Annotated in this window: 11 protein-coding genes; 8 read left to right on the forward strand and 3 right to left on the reverse strand. The window is 62.3% G+C overall.

Features of this window, described 5'->3' with window-relative positions; translation table 11 throughout:
* The first annotated feature begins 3 nt into the window (after positions 1-3).
* The 3 genes from SM130_RS01435 to SM130_RS01445 are packed head-to-tail and all read left to right on the forward strand — an operon-like array spanning position 4 to position 8,709.
* Positions 4-7,197, forward strand: a complete 7,194-nt coding sequence (locus SM130_RS01435) for an Hpt domain-containing protein (RefSeq protein ID WP_102824062.1) — start codon at positions 4-6, stop codon at positions 7,195-7,197.
* The gene (locus SM130_RS01440) at positions 7,190-8,242 is read left to right on the forward strand and encodes a chemotaxis protein CheB (RefSeq protein ID WP_102824617.1); all 1,053 of its coding nucleotides are present in this window, start codon (positions 7,190-7,192) and stop codon (positions 8,240-8,242) included. The genes SM130_RS01435 and SM130_RS01440 overlap by 8 nt, the downstream gene beginning before the upstream one ends.
* Positions 8,239-8,709 (forward strand): chemotaxis protein CheW, encoded by a 471-nt coding sequence (locus tag SM130_RS01445; protein ID WP_102824063.1) that lies wholly within the window; start codon positions 8,239-8,241, stop codon positions 8,707-8,709. Before SM130_RS01440 ends, SM130_RS01445 begins: the two co-directional genes overlap by 4 nt.
* Positions 8,710-8,733: 24 nt before the next feature.
* On the opposite strand, the gene SM130_RS01450 is transcribed toward SM130_RS01445, so the two are convergent.
* Together SM130_RS01450 and SM130_RS01455 are read right to left on the reverse strand one after the other, a co-directional pair.
* Positions 8,734-9,450: a 16S rRNA (uracil(1498)-N(3))-methyltransferase gene (locus tag SM130_RS01450; protein ID WP_102824064.1), complete on the reverse strand. Its 717-nt coding sequence runs from the start codon at positions 9,448-9,450 to the stop codon at positions 8,734-8,736.
* Between the two features lie 92 nt (positions 9,451-9,542).
* Positions 9,543-10,946 carry an adenosylmethionine--8-amino-7-oxononanoate transaminase gene (locus tag SM130_RS01455; RefSeq protein WP_102824065.1) on the reverse strand — a complete coding sequence of 468 codons (1,404 nt, stop codon included), beginning with the start codon at positions 10,944-10,946 and terminating at the stop codon, positions 9,543-9,545.
* Positions 10,947-11,108: 162 nt separating this feature from the next.
* Here SM130_RS01455 and SM130_RS01460 point away from each other — a divergent pair, with 162 nt between their 5' ends.
* The 5 genes from SM130_RS01460 (at position 11,109) to SM130_RS01480 (ending at position 18,235) form a co-directional block, all read left to right on the forward strand.
* A complete protein-coding gene (locus SM130_RS01460) occupies positions 11,109-11,663 on the forward strand; it encodes a cytochrome b (protein ID WP_102824066.1) in 555 nt (184 codons plus the stop codon).
* A gap of 25 nt (positions 11,664-11,688) precedes the next feature.
* A complete protein-coding gene (locus tag SM130_RS01465; protein WP_102824067.1) occupies positions 11,689-12,264 on the forward strand; it encodes a YceI family protein in 576 nt (191 codons plus the stop codon).
* Between the two features lie 255 nt (positions 12,265-12,519).
* Complete coding sequence (locus SM130_RS01470) at positions 12,520-13,662, forward strand: efflux RND transporter periplasmic adaptor subunit (RefSeq protein ID WP_102824068.1); 1,143 nt, start codon at positions 12,520-12,522, stop codon at positions 13,660-13,662.
* A 14-nt stretch (positions 13,663-13,676) separates the two neighbouring features.
* Positions 13,677-16,814 carry an efflux RND transporter permease subunit gene (locus SM130_RS01475; protein ID WP_102824069.1) on the forward strand — a complete coding sequence of 1,046 codons (3,138 nt, stop codon included), beginning with the start codon at positions 13,677-13,679 and terminating at the stop codon, positions 16,812-16,814.
* Positions 16,811-18,235 (forward strand): AdeC/AdeK/OprM family multidrug efflux complex outer membrane factor, encoded by a 1,425-nt coding sequence (locus SM130_RS01480; RefSeq protein ID WP_102824070.1) that lies wholly within the window; start codon positions 16,811-16,813, stop codon positions 18,233-18,235. Before SM130_RS01475 ends, SM130_RS01480 begins: the two co-directional genes overlap by 4 nt.
* A 93-nt stretch (positions 18,236-18,328) precedes the next feature.
* On the opposite strand, the gene SM130_RS01485 is transcribed toward SM130_RS01480, so the two are convergent.
* A complete protein-coding gene (locus SM130_RS01485) occupies positions 18,329-20,149 on the reverse strand; it encodes a DEAD/DEAH box helicase (protein ID WP_102824071.1) in 1,821 nt (606 codons plus the stop codon).
* Positions 20,150-20,177 lie beyond the last annotated feature (28 nt).

Genomic DNA, 20,177 nt, shown 5'->3' on the forward strand with positions numbered 1-20,177 from the left:
GCTATGGGTGATCGGCACGATTATGTCGCCCTGGAGTGGGTGAAAGGCGAGATTGCCGAAACGCTTAAGCAGGCGCGTCAGGCCTTGGAGGCGTTCGTCGAGAACCCGCAGGACTCGACCCGTATGCGCTTTTGCCTGACCTACGTGCACCAGGTTCACGGCACTCTGCAAATGGTGGAATTCTTCGGTGCAGCATTGCTCGCCGAGGAAATGGAGCAGTTGGCGCGTGCTCTGCTCGACGAACGGGTGACCAATCAGGGCGAAGCACTCGAGGTCATGATGCAGGCCATCCTGCAGCTACCCGCTTACCTGGATCGCATTCAGAGTGCGCGCCGCGACCTGCCGATGGTGGTGCTACCGCTGCTTAACGATCTGCGCGCCGCGCGCGGGGAAAAGCTGCTTTCCGAAACCAGTCTGTTTTCACCTGATCTGTCCGGGCGCACCCCGGCGCTGTCACAGGAGTCGGTCGAGCGCTTGCGCACGAATGAGCTGCCAGCGCTGCTACGCAAATTGCGTCAAATGTTGCAGGTGGCTCTGGTCGGAGTGATCCGTAATCAGGACCTGCCGACCAACCTGGGCTATATGGCTCGGGTGTTCGCGCGACTGGAGATGCTCTGCAAGGACGCGCCCCTGGCGGCGTTATGGCAGATCGCATCGGGAATGGTCGAAGGTCTGGCTAGCGGTGAAGTGACCAACGGTACTTCGGTTCGCACCCTGTTGCGCCAGGTCGACAAGCAGCTCAAGCGGCTAGTCGAGGAGGGTGTCGACGGTTTGAACCAGGCGGCACCCGATGAGCTGATCAAGAACCTGCTGTTCTACGTCGCCAAGGCGGCGGGGCAAACCCCGCGCATTCAGTCGCTCAAGCAGCAATACCGTCTCGACGAAGCACTGCCGGACAGTGCCGTGGTCGATCAGGAACGTGCTCAGCTGGCAGGCCCGGACCGGGGCGCGATGCGCTCGGTGGTCGCTGCGCTTTGTGAAGAACTGGTCCGGGTCAAGGACAGTCTGGATCTGTTCGTACGCAGTGATCGCAAGGTCATCGGCGACCTCGCCGGTCTTGAGGTGCCGCTCAAGCAGATCGCCGATACCTTGGCCGTCCTTGGCTTCGCACAGCCGCGTAAAATCGTGCTCGACCAGATCGTTCTCGTACAGTCCGTTGCTCAGGGTCAGCAGGCGCCGGATGACGCCGTACTGATGGACATCGCCGGAGCGCTGTTGTACGTCGAGGCTACTCTCGCTGGCATGGTCGGAGGCCCCGTTGAGGAACGCAACGAAGCGAGCCACCTGCCGACGACCGACGTCGCCCAGATCCACCAACTGGTGATTCGTGAAGCGCGTAATGGCCTGGAACAGGCCAAGGATGCGATCATCGAATTCATCGCATCCCAGTGGAACCATGAACATCTTGCACGGGTGCCCGAGCTGCTGACTCAGGTTCGTGGCGGGCTGGCGATGATTCCTCTGGAGCGCGCCGCAGCCTTGTTGCAGGCCTGCAATGGATATATCCAGGACCAGCTCCTGGCCCGCAAGGCCGTGCCTGACTGGCAAAGTCTGGATACCCTGGCCGATGCGATTACCAGCGTCGAGTATTACCTTGAGCGCCTGTCCGAAGATTGCGGTACACAGGGTGACCTGATCCTGGACGTGGCCGAAGAAAGCCTGCAGAACCTCGGCTACTCGCTGGGGCGCGCGCAGCCCAACCAAAGTGAGGCTGCACCGGCCGCAGTCGCGTTGGTGGACCCGCTGGATGAAATCGAAGTGTTGCCCGAAGAGCCGGATGCGACGCTGGATGCTTTCGACTTCGCACCGGCCGCTGAGGAAGCATTTCAGACTTTTGCGCAGCCCGAGCTGGCGGACGAGCCGCAATTGCAGTCCGGCACTCATGCGGAGTCCCAAGCCAGCGCCGAAGAAGCTGAAGCCGGGGCCGATTGGGTGATGGACGATCTGTCCAGCGAGGAAGACATCGTCTTCAGTCTGCCTGAGGACGTTCAGCTGTCTGATACGCCAGCCGTAGTGGTAGACGAAGAACCGTCCCTGAGTGATTGGAGCGAGGCGCAGGTCGCCGAGCTGGATCTTCCGGACGTGACGCTGCCGGACTATTGCGAGCCTGAGCCATCGCCGCTAGCTGAGTCCAAGCCGGAGCTCAGCCTGGAACAGGTCATGGCGGCACCGGTTGCAGCCATCAACCCACCTGCTCAGAACGTTCCGCCCAGCCTCTTGCCGCCTCCCGAGGGCGAAGAGCCGGTTGACGAGGATCTGCTCGAAGTATTCATCGAGGAAGCTGCGGAAGTATTGGAAACCATCGGCGAGCAGCTGCCGCGCTGGTTTGCCGATACCGAGGACAAAGAGGCGCTGGGTGAAGTTCGCCGTGCCTTCCATACGCTCAAGGGCAGCGGGCGAATGGTGCGTGCGCTGATCATCGGCGAACTTGCCTGGTCCGTTGAAAATCTGCTCAACCGGGTTCTGGACCGCAGCATCCAGGTCACCGATTCGCTCAAGCAGGTGGTGAATGAAGTCGTCGCGCTGATGCCCGCCCTGGTCGACGAATTTGCGGCCAAGGCACAGCGCCAGCGTGACGATGTCGATCAACTGGCTGCCGCAGCACATGCGCTGGCGAAGGGGCAGCCGGCGCTGCTCTCGCAGCCAGCTGAGACACCTGCAGCGCCAGTGGAAGAATCGATGCAGGCCGCTTTGCTGGCCGATGACGATGCGCTCGATCCTCAGTTGCTGGAGATCTTCCGTAACGAGGCCGAGGCGCATTTAACCACCCTGGTCAGCTTCCTTGCCGATTGTGCGCAGCGACTCCCCCAGCCGATTACCGATGCGCTGCAGCGTGCGCTGCATACGCTCAAGGGCAGTGCGCATATGGCCGGCATTCTGCCGGTCGCAGAAATCGCAACGCCGTTGGAAAAGATGGTCAAGGAGTTCAAGACCAACTTGATTCAGATGGACCTGGCGGAAGCTGAGCTGCTGCATGAGGCCGAGTTACTGCTGCGCCAGGGGCTGGCCAATCTCGAGCATGAGCCGCTGGCGCCGATCGATGGCGCGCCGGAGTTTCTGGCCAAGGTGCATGCCTTGCACCAAGCAAGGCTGGTGGAAGCCGGTGCCCGTCAGCACAACGACGCGGGTGAGGCTCGCGACCCAAGCATGATCGCGCTCTTCCTCTCTGAAGGCATGGATATCCTGCTGGACGCCGAAGACTTGCTGCGCAGCTGGCGCGAGCACCCGGCCGAACGTCAGGAACTTTCGGCTCTGCTACAGGAGCTGACTACGCTCGGGCAGGGCGCGAAGATGGCCGATCTGCCGCAGATGGAGGCTCTGTGCCAGGTGCTGCTGCGCTTGTATGCGGTGGTCGAGGAGGGCCGGCTAGCGGTCAGTGAGCGATTCTTCGACGACGTCGAGCAGGGCCATGAGGCACTGGTCGGCATGATGGATCAGGTCGCTGCCGCGCTGCAGGTCAGCGAACAGTCGGAACTGGTCGCGCGGCTTGAGGCACTGCTTGCCGAAGCCATCGACCCGCTGTCGCTGGAGCCGCCGTTTGAGCAATCGGCGGAACCAGAGCAAATTGCACCCTTGCCCGACGCGCCCTTGGCACTATTGCCAGCCGAAGCCGAAGCCGAAGCCGAAGCCGAAGCCTGGCCGATGGAAGCGGCACCAACTGACGAAGCGCAGGAAGAGCTTGACCATGAGATGGTCGAGATATTCCTCGATGAAGCCGTCGATCTGATGGAGAGCGCCGGCCATGCGCTCGATCGTTGGCTCGCCGATCCAGCCAACCAGATGGCGTTGTCGGCACTGCTGCGTGATCTGCATACGCTTAAGGGTGGCGCGCGTATGGCCGCCATTCGTCCCATCGGCGACTTGGCACATGAGCTCGAATCGCTTTACGAAGGGCTGTCCGACGGCCGCTACGTCTATTCGCAAGAACTCGCCACGCTGCTGCAGCGGAGCCACGATCATCTGGCCCTGCAGCTTGAGCAGTTGCAGCGGGAACTGCCAATGAGCTGCGCCGACGCACTGATCGAATCGATGCAAGCCTTTCGCCAGGGCGTCCTGCCGGTATTCGAGCCAGTGGAGGTGTTTGACGATAGCGAGTCGGTTGCTGTCGAAGATCCGTTCGTGATCGAAGGACTGGCTACGATCGAGCATGAGGTCGCACAGCCACAGGATGAGCCATCATCCTCCGATTCGCTTGATATTCCTTTGCTGGATATCGACGACGAGCTGGCTAACGCGAAGGATCAGGAAGAAGAAGCCGTAGCGGAAGAAATTCACGCCATCGATGTGCCGCTTAACGAAGATATCGACGAAATCGAACTCGGCCTTCCGGAGGTGGACGAGGCCCCGGCGTCGTTCAAGGATATTTCGAGCCCTGTCCAGAACGAGGTTGAGCGTGATCCCGAGTTGGTGGAGATCTTCCTCGAGGAAGGGTTCGATCTCATCGAAAGCGCCGCGGGTGGCTTGCAGCGGTGGATGGCGGACGTTAATAACAGCTTTGAACTCGAAGCTCTGCAACGGGATCTGCACACCCTTAAAGGCGGCGCGCGGATGGCGGATATCCGTGAAATCGGCGATCTGTCCCATGAGCTCGAATTTCTCTACGAAGGGCTGTGTGCCGGTAACTACCGTGCCAGTCCTGAGTTGTTCGGTCTGCTGCAGGCCTGTCAGGACCGCCTGGCGGAAATGCTCGAGGCCGTTCGAGCCCACCAGCCGGTTCCTTCTGGCGACGCCCTGATTGAAACGATTCGGCGTTTTCGCAATAACCCCAATGAGCAGCTGAGCATTCCCAATAGCGTTTCGCTGAAGGCGGCTCAGGAAGATGCGCAGGAATCCGCCGAAGCTGAGATTCTCGACATTTTTGTCGAGGAAGCCGACGACCTGCTGGAGGGAATGGAGTCAGCCCTCGGCCGCTGGGATGCCGGTCGCGAGGATTCGGCGCCCTTGGCTGACATGCTGCGCGTGCTGCACACGTTGAAGGGCGGTGCGCGCCTGGCTGGTCAGGCCGACCTGGGCAACATGGCTCACGATCTGGAGCAGATGCTCGGTGAGGCGCAGCAACAAGGAGCCCCCTGGCCGGATAGCCTGTTTCTCGATGTCCAGCAGGGCTACGACGCACTGCTGAAAGATGTCGAGCAGCTTCGCGCGAGCCTGGCGAACGAAGGCAACGAAGCATCGCAGCCGGAAGCACCAGACATCGAGCCGCAACTGCCGAGCCAGTCGGTAGCGCTGGCGCAGCCGATCGTCGCAGCCAGCGCCCAGCGCGCGCCGAGCAGCAGCCCGGCCAAGGTGTTGCCATTCATTCGGCGTGCGCAACAGGCCGCCCAGGAGGCTGCGGCACGACGTGCGCCGCAAGAACTGGTCAAGGTTCCTGCAGACCTCTTGGAAGGTCTGGTCAATCTGGCTGGTGAAACATCGATCTTCCGTGGTCGGGTCGAGCAGCAGGTTAGTGATGTGGGGTTCACCCTCGGCGAGATGGAAGCAACCATCGAGCGCGTGCGCGACCAGCTACGTCGGTTGGATATCGAAACCCAGGCGCAGATTCTCAGTCGTTACCACGCCGAGGCCGAGCGCGCGGGTTATGACGATTTCGATCCGCTGGAAATGGACCGTCACTCGCAGCTGCAGCAGCTTTCGCGTGCGCTGTTCGAGTCGGCCTCCGACTTGCTCGATCTGAAGGAAACCCTGGCGGCGCGTAACCGTGACGCCGAGACCCTGCTATTGCAGCAGGCGCGGGTCAATACCGAGCTTCAGGAAGGGCTCATGCGTACTCGCATGGTGCCTTTCGAGCGGTTGGTCCCGCGTTTGCGCCGTATCGTTCGACAGGTCGCAGGTGAGCTTGGCAAGCAGGTCGAGTTCATGGTCGGCAACGCCACCGGGGAAATGGACCGCAGCGTTCTCGAGCGAATCGTCGCGCCGCTGGAACACATGCTGCGTAACGCCGTTGACCACGGCATCGAAGCGGTCGAGCGGCGTCGCGCTGCCGGCAAGTCCGAGCAGGGCACCATTCGCCTGGATCTGGCCCGTGAGGGCGGCGATATCGTTCTGACACTGGCCGATGACGGCGCCGGCATCAATCTTGACGCGGTGCGGCGCAAGGCGATCGAGCGTGGTTTGATGGCAGACGATAGCAGTCTGTCCGAGCATGAGATTTTGCAATTCATCCTGGAAGCCGGTTTCTCCACGGCGGAGCGCGTCACGCAGATATCCGGACGTGGCGTGGGCATGGATGTGGTGCATTCGGAGGTCAAGCAGCTTGGCGGTTCGATGACCATCGAATCGACCCTGGGCCAGGGCACGCGCTTCCTGATTCGTCTGCCGTTCACGGTTTCTGTGAACCGGGCACTGATGGTGTATTCCGGCGAGGATCTGTATGCGATCCCGCTGAATACCATCGAAGGTATCGTGCGTGTCTCGCCTTACGAACTGGAGGCCTATTACCAGCCGGACGCGCCGCGGTTCGAATATGCCGGTCAGGCATATGAGCTGCGTTATCTCGGCGATCTCCTGAACAACGGGCAGAAGCCGAAACTGGTGGGGCAGAGCCTGCCCTTGCCGGTGATCTTGGTCCGTTCGAAAGAGCACAGCGTTGCGGTGCAGGTCGACAGCCTTGCCGGCTCGCGCGAAATCGTGGTGAAAAGCCTCGGGCTGCAGTTTGCCGGCGTGCATGGTATTTCCGGGGCGACCATTCTCGGTGACGGTCGGGTCGTGGTGATTCTCGACCTGCTGGCGACCATTCGTGTGCTCCATGCGTATCAGCTCACCCAGCTGCAACAGCCGCGTCTGTTCGATCAGGCGCAGGAGCAGGCTGAGGTGGAAAGCGAGCGGCCGACACTGGTCATGGTGGTCGATGATTCGGTCACCGTGCGCAAGGTCACCAGCCGTCTATTGGAGCGCAACGGCATGAACGTGCTGACCGCCAAGGACGGTGTGGATGCCATCACGCAACTGCAGGAGCGCAAGCCGGACATCATGCTGCTGGATATCGAGATGCCACGCATGGACGGCTTCGAAGTGGCCACGCTGGTGCGTCACGACGAGCGTCTCAAGGACCTGCCGATCATCATGATCACCTCGCGTACCGGCGAGAAGCACCGCGATCGTGCACTGAACATTGGCGTTAACGAGTACCTCGGCAAGCCTTATCAGGAATCGGTGCTTCTCGAGGCCATTCAGCGACTGGTCCATGCCGATGTCTGAAGTCCTCTGCGCGCGCATCGCGGTACTTGCCGATACCTCGCTGCAGCGCCACGTGCTCCAGCAGGCTCTGACGGGCAGCGGTTATCAGGTGGTACTGAACAATGATCCGGCGCGTCTGGAACCTGCCGATCTGGATCGCACCGAGGCTGACCTCTGGCTGGTCGATCTGGCACAGACTGAAGATTCTCCGCTGGTGGATGCGCTGCTTGAGCGAGACACCACACGGGTGCTGTTCGGCGAAGGGCGTGCGCCGGAGCGGCACTCGGAATTCTATCCGCGCTGGGAACGCAGCCTGTTTAGCAAGCTAAAGCGCCTGGTGGGCGATCCGTCGCGCGCAGTGGGCCCGCGTCTGGACGTGCTTCAGGGCGAAGGGCAGCGCCCGGAACGCCTGACCCTGCCTCCGCTATTGGCCGATACCGCCTTGCTGGCCGGTGAGTCAGCTAACCAGGTATGGCTGCTGGCGGCTTCGTTGGGTGGTCCGGAGGCAGTGAAGGCCTTCCTCGATGCGTTGCCCGGCGGCCTGCCGGTGGGTTTCATCTATGCCCAGCATATCGAAGCCAGTTTCGAATCGGCGCTATCCCAGGCCGTCGGACGGCATAGCCAGTGGCAGGTCCGCCAGGTTCGCCCCGGCGAGCCAGTGCGTTGCGGGGAAGTGATCATTGCGCCCATCGCCGAGGAGCTTGGTTTCGAGGCGGATGGCAGCACCCGCCTGAACGGTCGCTGTTGGCCGGAGCCGTACAGCCCATCCATCGATCAGATGATGCTGAATCTGGCCCAGCAGTTCGGCGAGCGCTGCGGCGTTATCGCCTTCAGTGGCATGGGTAGCGACGGCAGTGCCGCGGCCGCCTATGTCCTGCGCCAGGGCGGCAGGGTGTGGACTCAGCGCGCTGATTCCTGCGCCTGCTCGAGCATGCCGGATAACCTTCGGGAGGGCGGCTACAGCTCTTACAGCGGAGATCCGCGCGAGCTGGCCCAGGCATTGGTCAATCATTTGGTTAATCAGGTCGGCATGCCCGCCACGCCTTTTCAACGGGATAACTCATGAGTCAGATGGTCGTTTCTCAGGATGCGGAAAGCCTCACCGGGCTGCTGATGCCTCTCGCCGATCGCATGTTGCTGATGCCCAACGTGGCGGTCGCCGAGTTGATACCCTATCGCGCCCCACAGCCGGTGCAGGGCATGCCAGCATGGTTTCTCGGGCAGGTGCAGTGGCGCGACCTGACTCTGCCGCTGCTCTCGTTCGAAGCCGCGTCCAGCGGCCAGGCGCAGCCGGTGAGCAGCACGGCCCGGGTGGCCGTTCTCAATGCGGTTGGCGGGCGCGATCACGTGAAGTTCATCGCGCTGCTGGTGCAGGGCATTCCGCACTCGATCAAGGTTGACGCCAGCCTGGCGCGCGCGGATGTGACGCTTGCGCCTTTGGAGTTGGATGCCGTCAACCTTGGTGACGTGCAGGCGCGTATCCCTGATCTGATCGGCCTGGAACAGAAGCTCGCCGATGCTGGCCTGATCTGATAGCAGCTGTTTGCTAGCGTTCTTTTAGAAATCTCCCCACAGCTGCTGCGCCACGCTCAAGGCCACTACTGGAGCGGTCTCGGTGCGCAGCACCCGCGGGCCGAGCCTAGCGGGCAGGAACCCCCGCGCGGCAGCCTGTTCGACTTCGCTTTCGCTCAAACCGCCTTCCGGGCCAATGAGAAACGCCAGCGTCTGCGGCTTCGCATGGCTTGCCAGCGGCTCGGCCACCGGGTGCAGCACCAATTTCAGGTCGGCTTTGACGGTCAGCCAGTCGTGCAGGCCGATGGGCGAGTGGATCAACGGCAGGACCGAACGGCCGCATTGCTCGCAGGCACTGATCGCGATCTGCCGCCAGTGGGCCAGACGTTTGTCCGCGCGCTCGTCGTTGAGGCGAACCTCGCAGCGCTCGCTGATGATCGGTGTGATCTGCGCGACGCCCAGCTCGGTGGCTTTCTGGATTGCCCAATCCATCCGTTCCCCACGCGACAGCCCCTGGCCCAAATGTATTTGCAGCGCCGATTCCGGCATGCCGTTCAGGCGCTCGTGCAGTTGGACAGTGACGGCCTTTTTGCCGACCTCCACCAGTTCGCCGCGGAACTCGTCGCCGCTGCCGTCGAACAGCTGCACCGCGCTGCCAGCCGAAAGCCGCAGCACCCGACTGATGTAATGGGCCGATGCTTCGGGCAGTGGATGCTGGCCGAGAGAAAGCGGTGCGTCGATAAAGAAGCGGGATAGGCGCATAGGGCAGCTACAGGCAAAAAGTCGGGGACGACAAGTCTAAAGCATCGGCGGCCCAGCTCGCAGGCCGCCTCGCTTCGAGACGGTGGTCAGTGTCAGCCCGGATCGCGGAACCCTGGGTAGTGGTCGCTTGGCACGGATACCGACGCTTCTCGCGTGGCGATGTCGATGCCTTCGGTGGCGACAGCGGCGAGAAAGTCGATCTGCTCCTCGGTGATGCAATACGGCGGCAGGAAATACACCACGCTGCCGAGCGGACGTAACAACGCACCGCGCTCCAATGCATGCTGATAGACCTTCAGCCCACGGCGTTCCTGCCAGGGGTATGCGGTGCGACTGGACTTGTCCTGAACCAGTTCGATGGCCAGCGCCATACCGGTCTGGCGGACCTCGGCGACGTGCGGATGGTCCACCAGATGCGCGGTCGCGCTGGCCATGCGTGCTGCCAGCGCCTTGTTCGCTTCGATGACATTGTCTTCGGCGAAGATATCCAGGGTCGCCAGTGCCGCGGCGCAGGCCAGCGGATTGCCGGTGTAGGTGTGCGAGTGGAGGAAGGCCCGCAGCGTTGAGTAGTCGTCGTAGAACGCCTGGTACATCCGGTCCGTGGTGAGCACGGCGGCCATGGGCAGATAGCCGCCCGTCAGGGCCTTGGACAGGCAGAGAAAGTCCGGCGTGATGCCGGCCTGCTCGCAGGCGAACATGGTGCCGGTGCGACCGAAGCCAACGGCGATCTCGTCGTGAATGAGGTGGACTTCGTAGCGGTCGCAGGCCTCGCGTAGCAGCTTGAGATAGACCGGGTGATACATGCGCATGCCACCAGCACCCTGGATCAGCGGTTCGACGATCACTGCGGCGATATCCTGATGATGCTCGGCCAGGGTTCGTTCCATGTGCCCGAACATGTACCGCGAATGTTCCTCCCAGCTCACGCCCTCCGGGCGCAGGTAGCAATCCGGGCTCGGCACCTTGAAAGTGTCCAGCAGCAGCGGCTTGTAGGTATCGGTGAAGAGCGCGACGTCGCCCACCGACATCGCCGCGACGGTTTCGCCGTGGTAGCTGTTGGTCAGCGTGACGAAGCGCTGTTTGCGCTCGCGGCCGCTGTTACGCCAGTAGTGGAAGCTCATCTTCAGCGCCACTTCGATGCCGGTCGAGCCGTTGTCGGTGTAGAAGACGCGATCCAGCCCGGCCGGCGTCAGCGCGACCAGCCGCTCCGACAGCTCCACCACCGGCTGATGACTGAAGCCGGCAAGCATCACGTGCTCAAGCTGATCGACCTGGTCCTTGATGCGCTGGTTGATGCGCGGATTGGCGTGGCCGAACACGTTGACCCACCAGGAGCTGACCGCATCGAGGTAGCGCTTGCCGTCGAAGTCCTCAAGCCACACGCCGTCGCCGCGGCGGATGGGGATCACCGGCAACTGTTCGTGATCTTTCATCTGAGTGCAGGGGTGCCAAAGCACGGCGAGGTCGCGTTGCATCCAGCTGTCGTTCAGGCTCATCGTTACTCCTTCGCATTGAGTCGCGAAGCCTAGCAGAACTGACGGCGGCGGCTCGATGCGATCAGTTATCGATTTGCTCGATGTTTCAAAGCGAAAAAATTCGCTCTATTCCGATAGGTAACCAGCTAGTCTGCTAGGCCTGAAATCTGAAGGACGGATTCGATGCGCTGGCGAAACTCCTCCACCCACTATGGGCTGACCAGTATTGCGTTGCACTGGCTGGTCGCTTTGGCCGTGTTCGGTTTGTTCGGTCTGGGCTTCTGGATGGTCGGGCTGACCTACTACAGCAGCTGGTATCGCACCGCGCCGGACCTGCACAAGAGCATCGGCGTCGTGTTGTTTTCGATCATGCTGCTGCGGGTGCTCTGGCGTTTCGTCAGTCCAGCCCCGGCACCGCTCGCAAGCCAGGGGCGGCTGACCCAGGTGGCCGCCAAGCTCGGTCACCGGCTGCTCTATGTCGGGCTTTTCGTAGTGATGACCTCCGGCTACCTGATATCCACTGCCGATGGTCGACCGATTAGTGTGTTCGGCCTTTTCGACGTGCCAGCGCTGATTACGTCCATTCCTAGCCAGGCCGACATTTCCGGGTTGATCCATGAGTACGCCGCTTGGGCATTGGTGATCTTCGCCGTCGTACATGCCTGCGCTGCGCTCAAACATCATTTCATCGACCGCGACGCGACGCTCAAGCGGATGCTCGGTCGTAATGCCGGTTAATCACCATCCGATAGGAGACTCATCGATGCTCAAGAAAACCCTCGCAGCACTGGTCCTCGGTTCTGCGCTCGCAGGCGGCCAGGTATTGGCGGCCGACTACGCCATTGACAAGCAGGGGCAGCATGCCTTCGTCAATTTCAAGATCAGCCATCTCGGCTACAGCTGGCTGTGGGGCACGTTCAAGGACTTCGACGGCGCCTTCAGCTTCGATGCGGCGAAGCCGGAAGAAAGCAAGGTCAACGTCACGCTGAAGACTGCGTCCGTCGACACCAATCATGCGGAGCGCGACAAGCACCTGCGCAGCGATGATTTCCTCAATGTCTCCAAGCACTCGACGGCTACTTTCGAGTCGACTTCGGTGAAGCCTACCGGCGACGGTACAGCCGACATTACCGGCAACCTGACGCTCAATGGCGTGACCAAGCCGGTGGTGATCGCCGCCAAGTTCATTGGAGAGGGCAAGGACCCGTGGGGCGGTTACCGTGCCGGTTTCGAAGGCAGCACGACGCTGACGCTCAAGGACTTCGATATCAAGATGGACCTGGGCCCGGCCTCGCAAACGGTCGACCTGATCATCTCGGTCGAAGGCGTACGCAAGTAAGTAGTCCCTAGCGAATCTGAACGCCGGCGCCAAGCCGGCGTTCTGCGTTGAAGAGGTACCGAAGCATTTTGCGGAGTGGGTGAATGCCCGTCGAATGGTCTGTGGCGCACGTCTCGCAACATTTTATATGGGAGCGATTAGCGTTTGCCGGTTTACAGACAGTAATGGATGTAAGTATATTTCGGCTCATTCTGCACTCCGTCTCCGCGGCGCTGTTGCTCAACCCCGCCTGCCAGGTTTTCAAGAGGTCTATCCATGTCAATCAAGTCAGCCAATGCTGCCCTGATGTCCGTTCTCGCCATGGCCGTTTTCCTGGCTGGTTGCCAGGAAGAAGCAGCGCCGCCGGCGCAGCAAAAGCCCACGGTAGGTATCGTGACCCTGCAAGCGGAACCCTTCGCGGTAACCACTGATCTCCCTGGGCGTACGCGCGCCTATCGCATCGCCGAGGTGCGGCCGCAGGTCAACGGCATCATCCAGAAGCGTCTGTTTACCGAAGGTAGCGACGTCAAAGCCGGGCAGCAGCTGTACCAGATCGACGCGTCGGTTTACGCCGCCACGCTCAAGAGCGCCCAGGCAAGCGTCGCTTCCAGCAAGTCGCTGGCCGACCGCTATGCCGAACTGGTCAAGGACCAGGCCGTCAGCAAGCAGGCCTATGACGAGGCGCGGGCAGCCAGCCTGCAAGCCGAGGCAGAGTTGGAACGGGCCCGGATCGACGTGCGTTACACCAAGGTGCTGGCCCCGATCTCCGGCCGCATCGGTCGCTCCGCTGTCACCGAAGGTGCGCTGGTGAGCAACGGGCAGACGCAGGAACTGGCCACCATTCAGCAGCTCGACCCGATCTATGTCGATGTGACCCAGCCGGCCCGTGATCTGCTGGCCTTGCGCCGTGATCTGGCCGAAGGGCGCCTGCAGAAATCCGGCGACAACGCGGCAAAGGTCACCTTGCAGCTTGAGGACGGCAGCGATTACGCGCATGAAGGTAAGCTCGAGTTCAGCGAAGTGACGGTGGATGCCGGCACCGGATCGGTGACCCTGCGCGCCGTGTTCCCGAACCCTGACAAGGATCTGCTGCCGGGCATGTTCGTGCATGCGCAACTGGTGGCAGGCATGAAGAGCGAGGCGATCCTGGTGCCCCAGCAAGGGGTTACGCGCAACACCAAGGGCGATCCCACCACGATGGTGGTCAACGCCGAGAACAAGGTCGAGCTGCGTCCGATCAAGACCGAGCGAGCCGTGGGTAATCGTTGGTTGGTGGGCGAAGGCCTCCAGCCGGGTGATCGCGTGATTACCGAAGGCCTGCAGTTCATCCAGCCGGGGGTCGAGGTCGAAGTGGTCCCGGCGACCAATGTCGATAATCGCGGTGGGGTGCCAGCACAGCCCCAAGGCCAAGAAGGCTGAGGGGTTTCTAGTCCATGTCCAAATTCTTTATCGACCGGCCGATCTTCGCCTGGGTGATTGCCCTGGTGATCATGCTCGCCGGTGGCTTATCCATCCTGAAGTTGCCGGTCAATCAGTATCCGAGCATCGCCGCGCCCGCCGTAGGCATTTCGGTGAGCTACCCGGGCGCTTCGGCGCAAACGGTGCAGGACACCGTCGTGCAGGTCATCGAGCAGCAGCTCAACGGCATCGATGGGCTGCGCTACATCTCCTCGGAGAGCAACTCCGACGGCAGCATGACCATCACTGTGACCTTCGAGCAGGGCACCAACCCCGATATCGCGCAGGTGCAGGTGCAGAACAAGCTGCAGCTGGCGACGCCGCTGCTGCCGCAAGAGGTGCAGCAGCAAGGGATCCGCGTCACCAAGGCAGTGCGTAACTTCCTTATCGTGATCGGCCTGGTCTCTACCGATGGCAGTCTCGATCAGCGCGACCTGGCCAACTACATCGTCGCCAACATGCAGGATCCGATTTCCCGTACCAAGGGCGTCGGCGACTTTCAGGTGTTCGGTGCCCAGTATGCGATGCGCATCTGGCTCGATCCGGCCAAGCTGAACAACTTCAGCCTGACGCCGGTGGATGTGAGCTCGGCTATCCAGGCGCAGAACGTTCAGATCTCCTCCGGCCAGCTCGGTGGGCTGCCGGCTTTGCCTGGTCAGCAGCTCAACGCGACGGTCATCGGCAAGACCCGCCTGCAGACGCCCGAGCAATTCCGCGACATCCTGCTCAAGGTCAACAGCGATGGCTCCCAGGTACGCCTGGGTGACGTCGCCAGGGTTGAACTGGGCGGTGAAACCTACGCCGTCAGTGCCCAGTTCAATGGCAAGCCTGCCGCTGGCCTGGCGCTGAAACTGGCAACCGGCGCCAATGCGCTGGATACCGTCGAAGGCGTGCGCAAGACCATCGACGAGCTCAAGCCATTCTTCCCGCCGGGCGTCGACGTGGTCTACCCCTACGACACTACGCCGGTCATCTCGGCCTCGATCACCGGGGTCATGCATACACTGCTCGAAGCGTTCGTGCTGGTGTTCCTGGTGATGTACCTGTTCCTGCAGAACTTCCGCGCCACGCTGGTCCCGACATTGGCGGTGCCGGTAGTACTGCTGGGTACATTCGGTGTGCTGGCGGTGTTCGGCTTCAGCATCAATACCCTGACCATGTTCGCCATGATTCTGGCGATCGGTCTGCTGGTCGATGACGCCATCGTGGTGGTGGAGAACGTCGAGCGGGTGATGCGCGAGGAGGGCCTCTCGCCGCTGGAGGCGACGCGCAAATCCATGGGGCAGATTCAGGGCGCGTTGATCGGCATCGGCGTGGTGCTGTCCGCGGTACTGCTGCCGATGGCCTTCTTTGGTGGCTCGACCGGGGTGATCTACCGGCAGTTCTCGATCACCATCGTATCGGCGATGGTGCTCTCGGTGCTGATGGCGCTGATCTTCACCCCGGCGCTCTGCGCGACGCTGCTCAAGCCGATCGACAAGAACGACCACCACGAGAAGCGCGGTTTCTTTGGTTGGTTCAATCGCACCTTTGATCGCAGCGTCAATGGCTACGAGCGCGGCGTAAGGGCCGTGCTCAAGCGCAAGGCGCCATTCCTGCTGCTTTATGTGCTGATTGTCGGTGTCATGGTGGTGCTGTTTACCCGTATTCCATCGGCCTTCTTGCCGGAAGAAGACCAGGGCGTCCTGTTCGCCCAGGTGATGACGCCTTCAGGCTCGACCGCCGAGCGCACTCAGCAGAGCATCGATGCGATGCGCAGTTATCTGCTGGAAGAGGAAAGCGACATCGTGCGTTCCGTGTTCACTGTGACCGGCTTCAGCTTTGCCGGGCGTGGACAAAGCTCGGGTATCGCCTTCATCGGCCTCAAGCCCTGGAGCGAGCGGACCAACGCGGAAGACAGCGTTTTCGCTCTGGCCCAGCGTGCGCAGCAACATTTCGCCAGCTTCCGCGATGCCCAGGTGTTCGCCTTTGCGCCGCCAGCGGTGATGGAGCTGGGTAATGCCACGGGTTTCAACTTCTTCCTGCAGGACCGCGCTGGCGTTGGCCAGGAGGTTCTTCAGCAAGCGCGCGACAAGTTCCTCCAGCTCGCCAGTCAAAGCCCGGTTCTGACCCGCGTACGCCCCAATACCTTGCGCGACGAGCCGCAGTACCAAGTGCTGATCGATGACGAAAAAGCACGTGTTCTCGGCGTCTCGCTGGCTGATGTCAACAGCACGCTGTCGATTGCCTGGGGTGGTCGCTACGTCAACGACTTCATTGATCGTGGCCGGGTCAAGAAGGTCTACCTGCAAGGTGTTTCCAGTGCCCGCATGAGCCCGGAGGACCTGCAGAAGTGGTACGTGCGCAACGACGCGGGTGAGATGGTGCCGTTCAGCGCCTTCGCCACGGGCGAGTGGACCTTCGGTTCGCCGAAGCTTTCCCGCTTCAATGGCGTCAGCGCCATCGAAATGCTCGGTGAGCCGGCGCCGGGCTACAGCTCCGGTGACGCCATGGCCGAGGTCGAGCGCATCGTCGCGCAGCTGCCACCGGGGGTGGGTTACTCCTGGACCGGCCAGTCCTACGAGGAACGCCTGGCTGGCTCGCAGACGCTGGCGCTGTATGCCTTGTCGCTGCTGGTGGTGTTTCTCTGTCTGGCGGCGCTTTACGAGAGCTGGTCGATTCCGTTCTCGGTGATGCTGGTTGTGCCGCTGGGTATCGTCGGGGCGCTTGCCTTCACGTTGCTGCGCGGGCTGTCCAACGAGGTGTTCTTCCAGGTGGGCCTGGTCACCACGATTGGTCTGTCGGCGCGTAACGCGATTCTTATCGTCGAGTTCGCCAAGGCGCTGCATGAGCAGGGTATGAGTCATGCCGATGCGGCGTTGCAGGCCTGCCGTATGCGTCTGCGCCCGATCATCATGACCTCGCTGGCGTTCATTCTGGGCGTCGTACCGCTGGCTGTTGCGTCTGGCGCCGGTGCGGGCAGCAAGCACGCCATCGGCACCGGGGTGATCGGCGGCATGCTGACCGCGGCGGTGCTGGCGATCTTCTGGATTCCGTTGTTCTACGTGATGATCTGCACGTTCTTCGATCGCACGAAATCCGCCAACGAAGGTGCGAAGGAGGATTCGCTGTGAACAAGTCCCTGTTGACCCTTGCTCTCATGGCGGCGCTGGGTGGTTGCTCGCTGATTCCCGACTATCAGCGTCCCGACGCCCCGGTCGCCAGCGACTGGCCGCAGGGAGCGGCCTACCCGCAGAGCGCAGCTCAGACTTCCGAGCGGACGCTTGGCTGGCGCGAATTTTTTCGTGATCCGGCGCTGCAGCAGCTGATTGAAGTCGCTCTGGAGAATAATCGCGATCTGCGCGTTGCCGCGCTGAATGTCGATGCCTATCGCGCGTTGTATCGTGTGCAGCGTGCCGATGTGCTGCCGGCAGTCAGCGCCGATGGCTCGGGCACGCGCAGCCGTAGCCCGGGCGACATGAATATGACGGGCGAGCCGACCATTAGCAGTCAGTACAGCGCGACGTTCGGCGTATCCTGGGAGCTCGATCTGTTCGGTCGTCTGCGCAGTCTGCGCGACCAGGCTTTGGAGGAGTTCTTCGCCAGCGAGGCTGCACAGCGCAGTACGCAGATCAGCCTGATAGCCAGCGTCGCCAATGCCTGGCTGACACTGCAGGCCGATCAGGCGCTGCTGCAGGTTACCCGCGACACGCTCAAGACCTACGAAGAGAGCCTGGGCCTGACTCAGCGCAGTTTCGACGTTGGCGTCGCTTCGGCGCTGGAGCTGCGCCAGGCGCGTAGTGCAGTCGACAGCGCACGGGTGAGCATCGAGCAGTACACGCGCCTGGTGGCGCAGGACCGCAACGCGCTGACGCTGTTGCTGGGCCAGAGCTTGCCGGCCGGTCTGCCGTCGACTGATGGTCTGGAGCGGACGCAGCTCGCGGCGCTGCCGGTCGGGCTGCCGTCCGATCTGCTCCAGCAGCGGCCGGACATCTTGCAGGCCGAGTATCAGCTGCGTGCGGTCAATGCCAGCATCGGTGCGGCGCGCGCGGCGTTCTTTCCGCGTATCAGCCTGACCGGTGCGGCGGGTACCGCCAGTAGCGAGTTGTCCGGTCTGTTCGATGGCGGCTCCGGTTACTGGAGTTTCTCGCCGAGCATCAGCGTGCCGATCTTCAATGCCGGCCAGCTGCGGGCGAATCTGGATTACGCACAGATCAGCAAGAACATCCAGATCGCGCAGTACGAGAAAGCCATCCAGACGGCGTTCCGCGAAGTCGCCGACGGGCTGGCCTCCCAGGCCACCTATACGCGTCAGGTACAGGCGCAGCGGGATCTGCTGCAAACCAGTGAGGATTACTACAACCTGGCCGAGCGACGCTATCGCACCGGCGTGGATAGCTACCTGACGGTGCTTGATGCACAGCGGCAACTGTTCAATGTGCAACAGCAACTGATTGGCGATCGCCTGGCGCAGATGACCAGCGAGGTCAATCTGTTCAAGGCGCTGGGCGGAGGCTGGCGGGCGACTGTCCAGACCCAGGCAGCGGGCGGTTGAGCTACGCCGTCGCCGTGATCGTCTGATCACGCCGGCGTCGCGGTTGTGCAGAAACGAAAACGCCGCCCAATGGGCGGCGTTTTTGTCTGTGGCTTAACCTTCTCGGTTACGCGTCAGCAGTGCCGGCTTCTCACTGCGCGGGCGAGTCGGTAGCTGCTCGAGTTGGTCCAGGCTGGGCAGGCGGTCGATCTTCGATTCCTTGTGAATGATCACCGGCTGCTTTTCACGCGGCTTGGCGGCTTCCTGGCGCGATACGGCAGGCTCGTCGATGCGACGGCTTTCGCTCTTGCGCCGTGGTTGGCCGTTGCGTGGCTGGCCAGTGCGTGCGCCCTGGCCTTGGCTCGGACGCTTGCCCTTGCCAGCAGGTGCGCCTGCGTCGGCAGCACCCGTGCGGGCGGCGCCGGCTGCGCGTGGAGTGGCGCCCGGCTGGGCCGGAGCGCCAGGCCGGCGACCACGGTTCTGCTTGTTCTGATAGGGGCTGACGTAGTCGACGCGATTGCCGAAATTGTCCACCTCATCATCGCGGAACTCGTCAGGGGCGCGATCCGACGGCAGCTGAGGTGGGCGGGCGACGACGGCCTGCGCTTCGCTGCTGGCGCCGTCACGGGCAGGCTTGCGGGCCTTGCTCTGGCTGCGACGGTTGCGCTCCTTCTGCTCGACGCCTTTCTCGGCGGGCTTGTTACGCTCGCCACGCGCCTTGCCTTCGCCACGCTGCGGTCGCGGCTGGCGTGGTTCGCGCACCTCAGGCTTTTCCGCCTCGATGGCACTGGCGTCGAAGCCCATCAGGTCGCCTTCAGGAATGCGCTGCTTGGTCATCCGCTCGATGCCCTTGAGCAGCTTTTCCTCGTCGGGAGCGACCAGCGAGATGGCTTCACCGCTGCGCCCGGCACGGCCGGTACGGCCGATGCGGTGCACGTAATCTTCCTCGACATTCGGCAGCTCGAAGTTGACCACGTGTGGCAGCTGATCGATATCCAGGCCGCGCGCGGCGATATCGGTAGCGACCAAGATGCGCACCTGGTTGGCCTTGAAGTCGGCCAGGGCCTTGGTGCGAGCGTTCTGGCTCTTGTTGCCATGGATCGCGGCAGCGGGCAGACCGTGCTTTTCCAGGTACTCGGCCAGGCGGTTGGCGCCGTGCTTGGTACGGGTGAAGACCAGTACCTGTTCCCAGGCACCCTGGGTGATCAGGTGAGCCAGCAGGGCTCGCTTGTGGCTGGCGGCCACGCGGAACATGCGCTGCTCGATTCGCTCGACGGTGGTATTCGGCGGCGTGACCTCGATGCGCTCGGGGTTGTGCAACAACTTGCCGGCGAGGTCGGTGATGTCCTTGGAAAAGGTTGCCGAGAACAGCAGGTTCTGGCGCTTGGCCGGAAGTTTGGCCAGGACCTTCTTGACGTCATGGATGAAGCCCATGTCGAGCATGCGGTCAGCTTCGTCGAGGACGAGGATTTCCACATGCGAAAGGTCGATGGCCCTCTGGTTGGTCAGATCGAGCAGGCGGCCGGGGCAGGCGACCAGTACGTCGAGACCCTTGGCAACCGCCTGGATCTGCGGGTTCATGCCTACGCCGCCGAAGATGCAGGTGCTCTTCAGGGGCAAGTCACGGGCATAGACCTTGAAGCTGTCGTGAACCTGCGCGGCGAGCTCGCGGGTCGGCGTCAGCACCAGCACGCGTGGCTGTTTCGGGCCGTAGCGGTGTTCACGATCCGGGTGACCACCTGGGAACAGTAGTTCAAGGACCGGCAGGGCGAAACCGCCTGTCTTGCCGGTTCCGGTCTGGGCAGCAACCATCAGGTCGCGGCCTTGCAACACGGCGGGAATCGCCCGCTGTTGCACGGGGGTAGGCTGGGTGTAACCGGCAGCCTCGACGGCACCGGCCAAAGCCTCGGAGAGACCGAGGGAAGCAAAGGACATGAGTAATCCTGTCTTGTTAGGGGCGAGG

This window comes from Stutzerimonas stutzeri, from assembly GCF_038561965.1.
Taxonomy (GTDB): Bacteria; Pseudomonadota; Gammaproteobacteria; order Pseudomonadales; family Pseudomonadaceae; genus Stutzerimonas; species Stutzerimonas stutzeri_AA.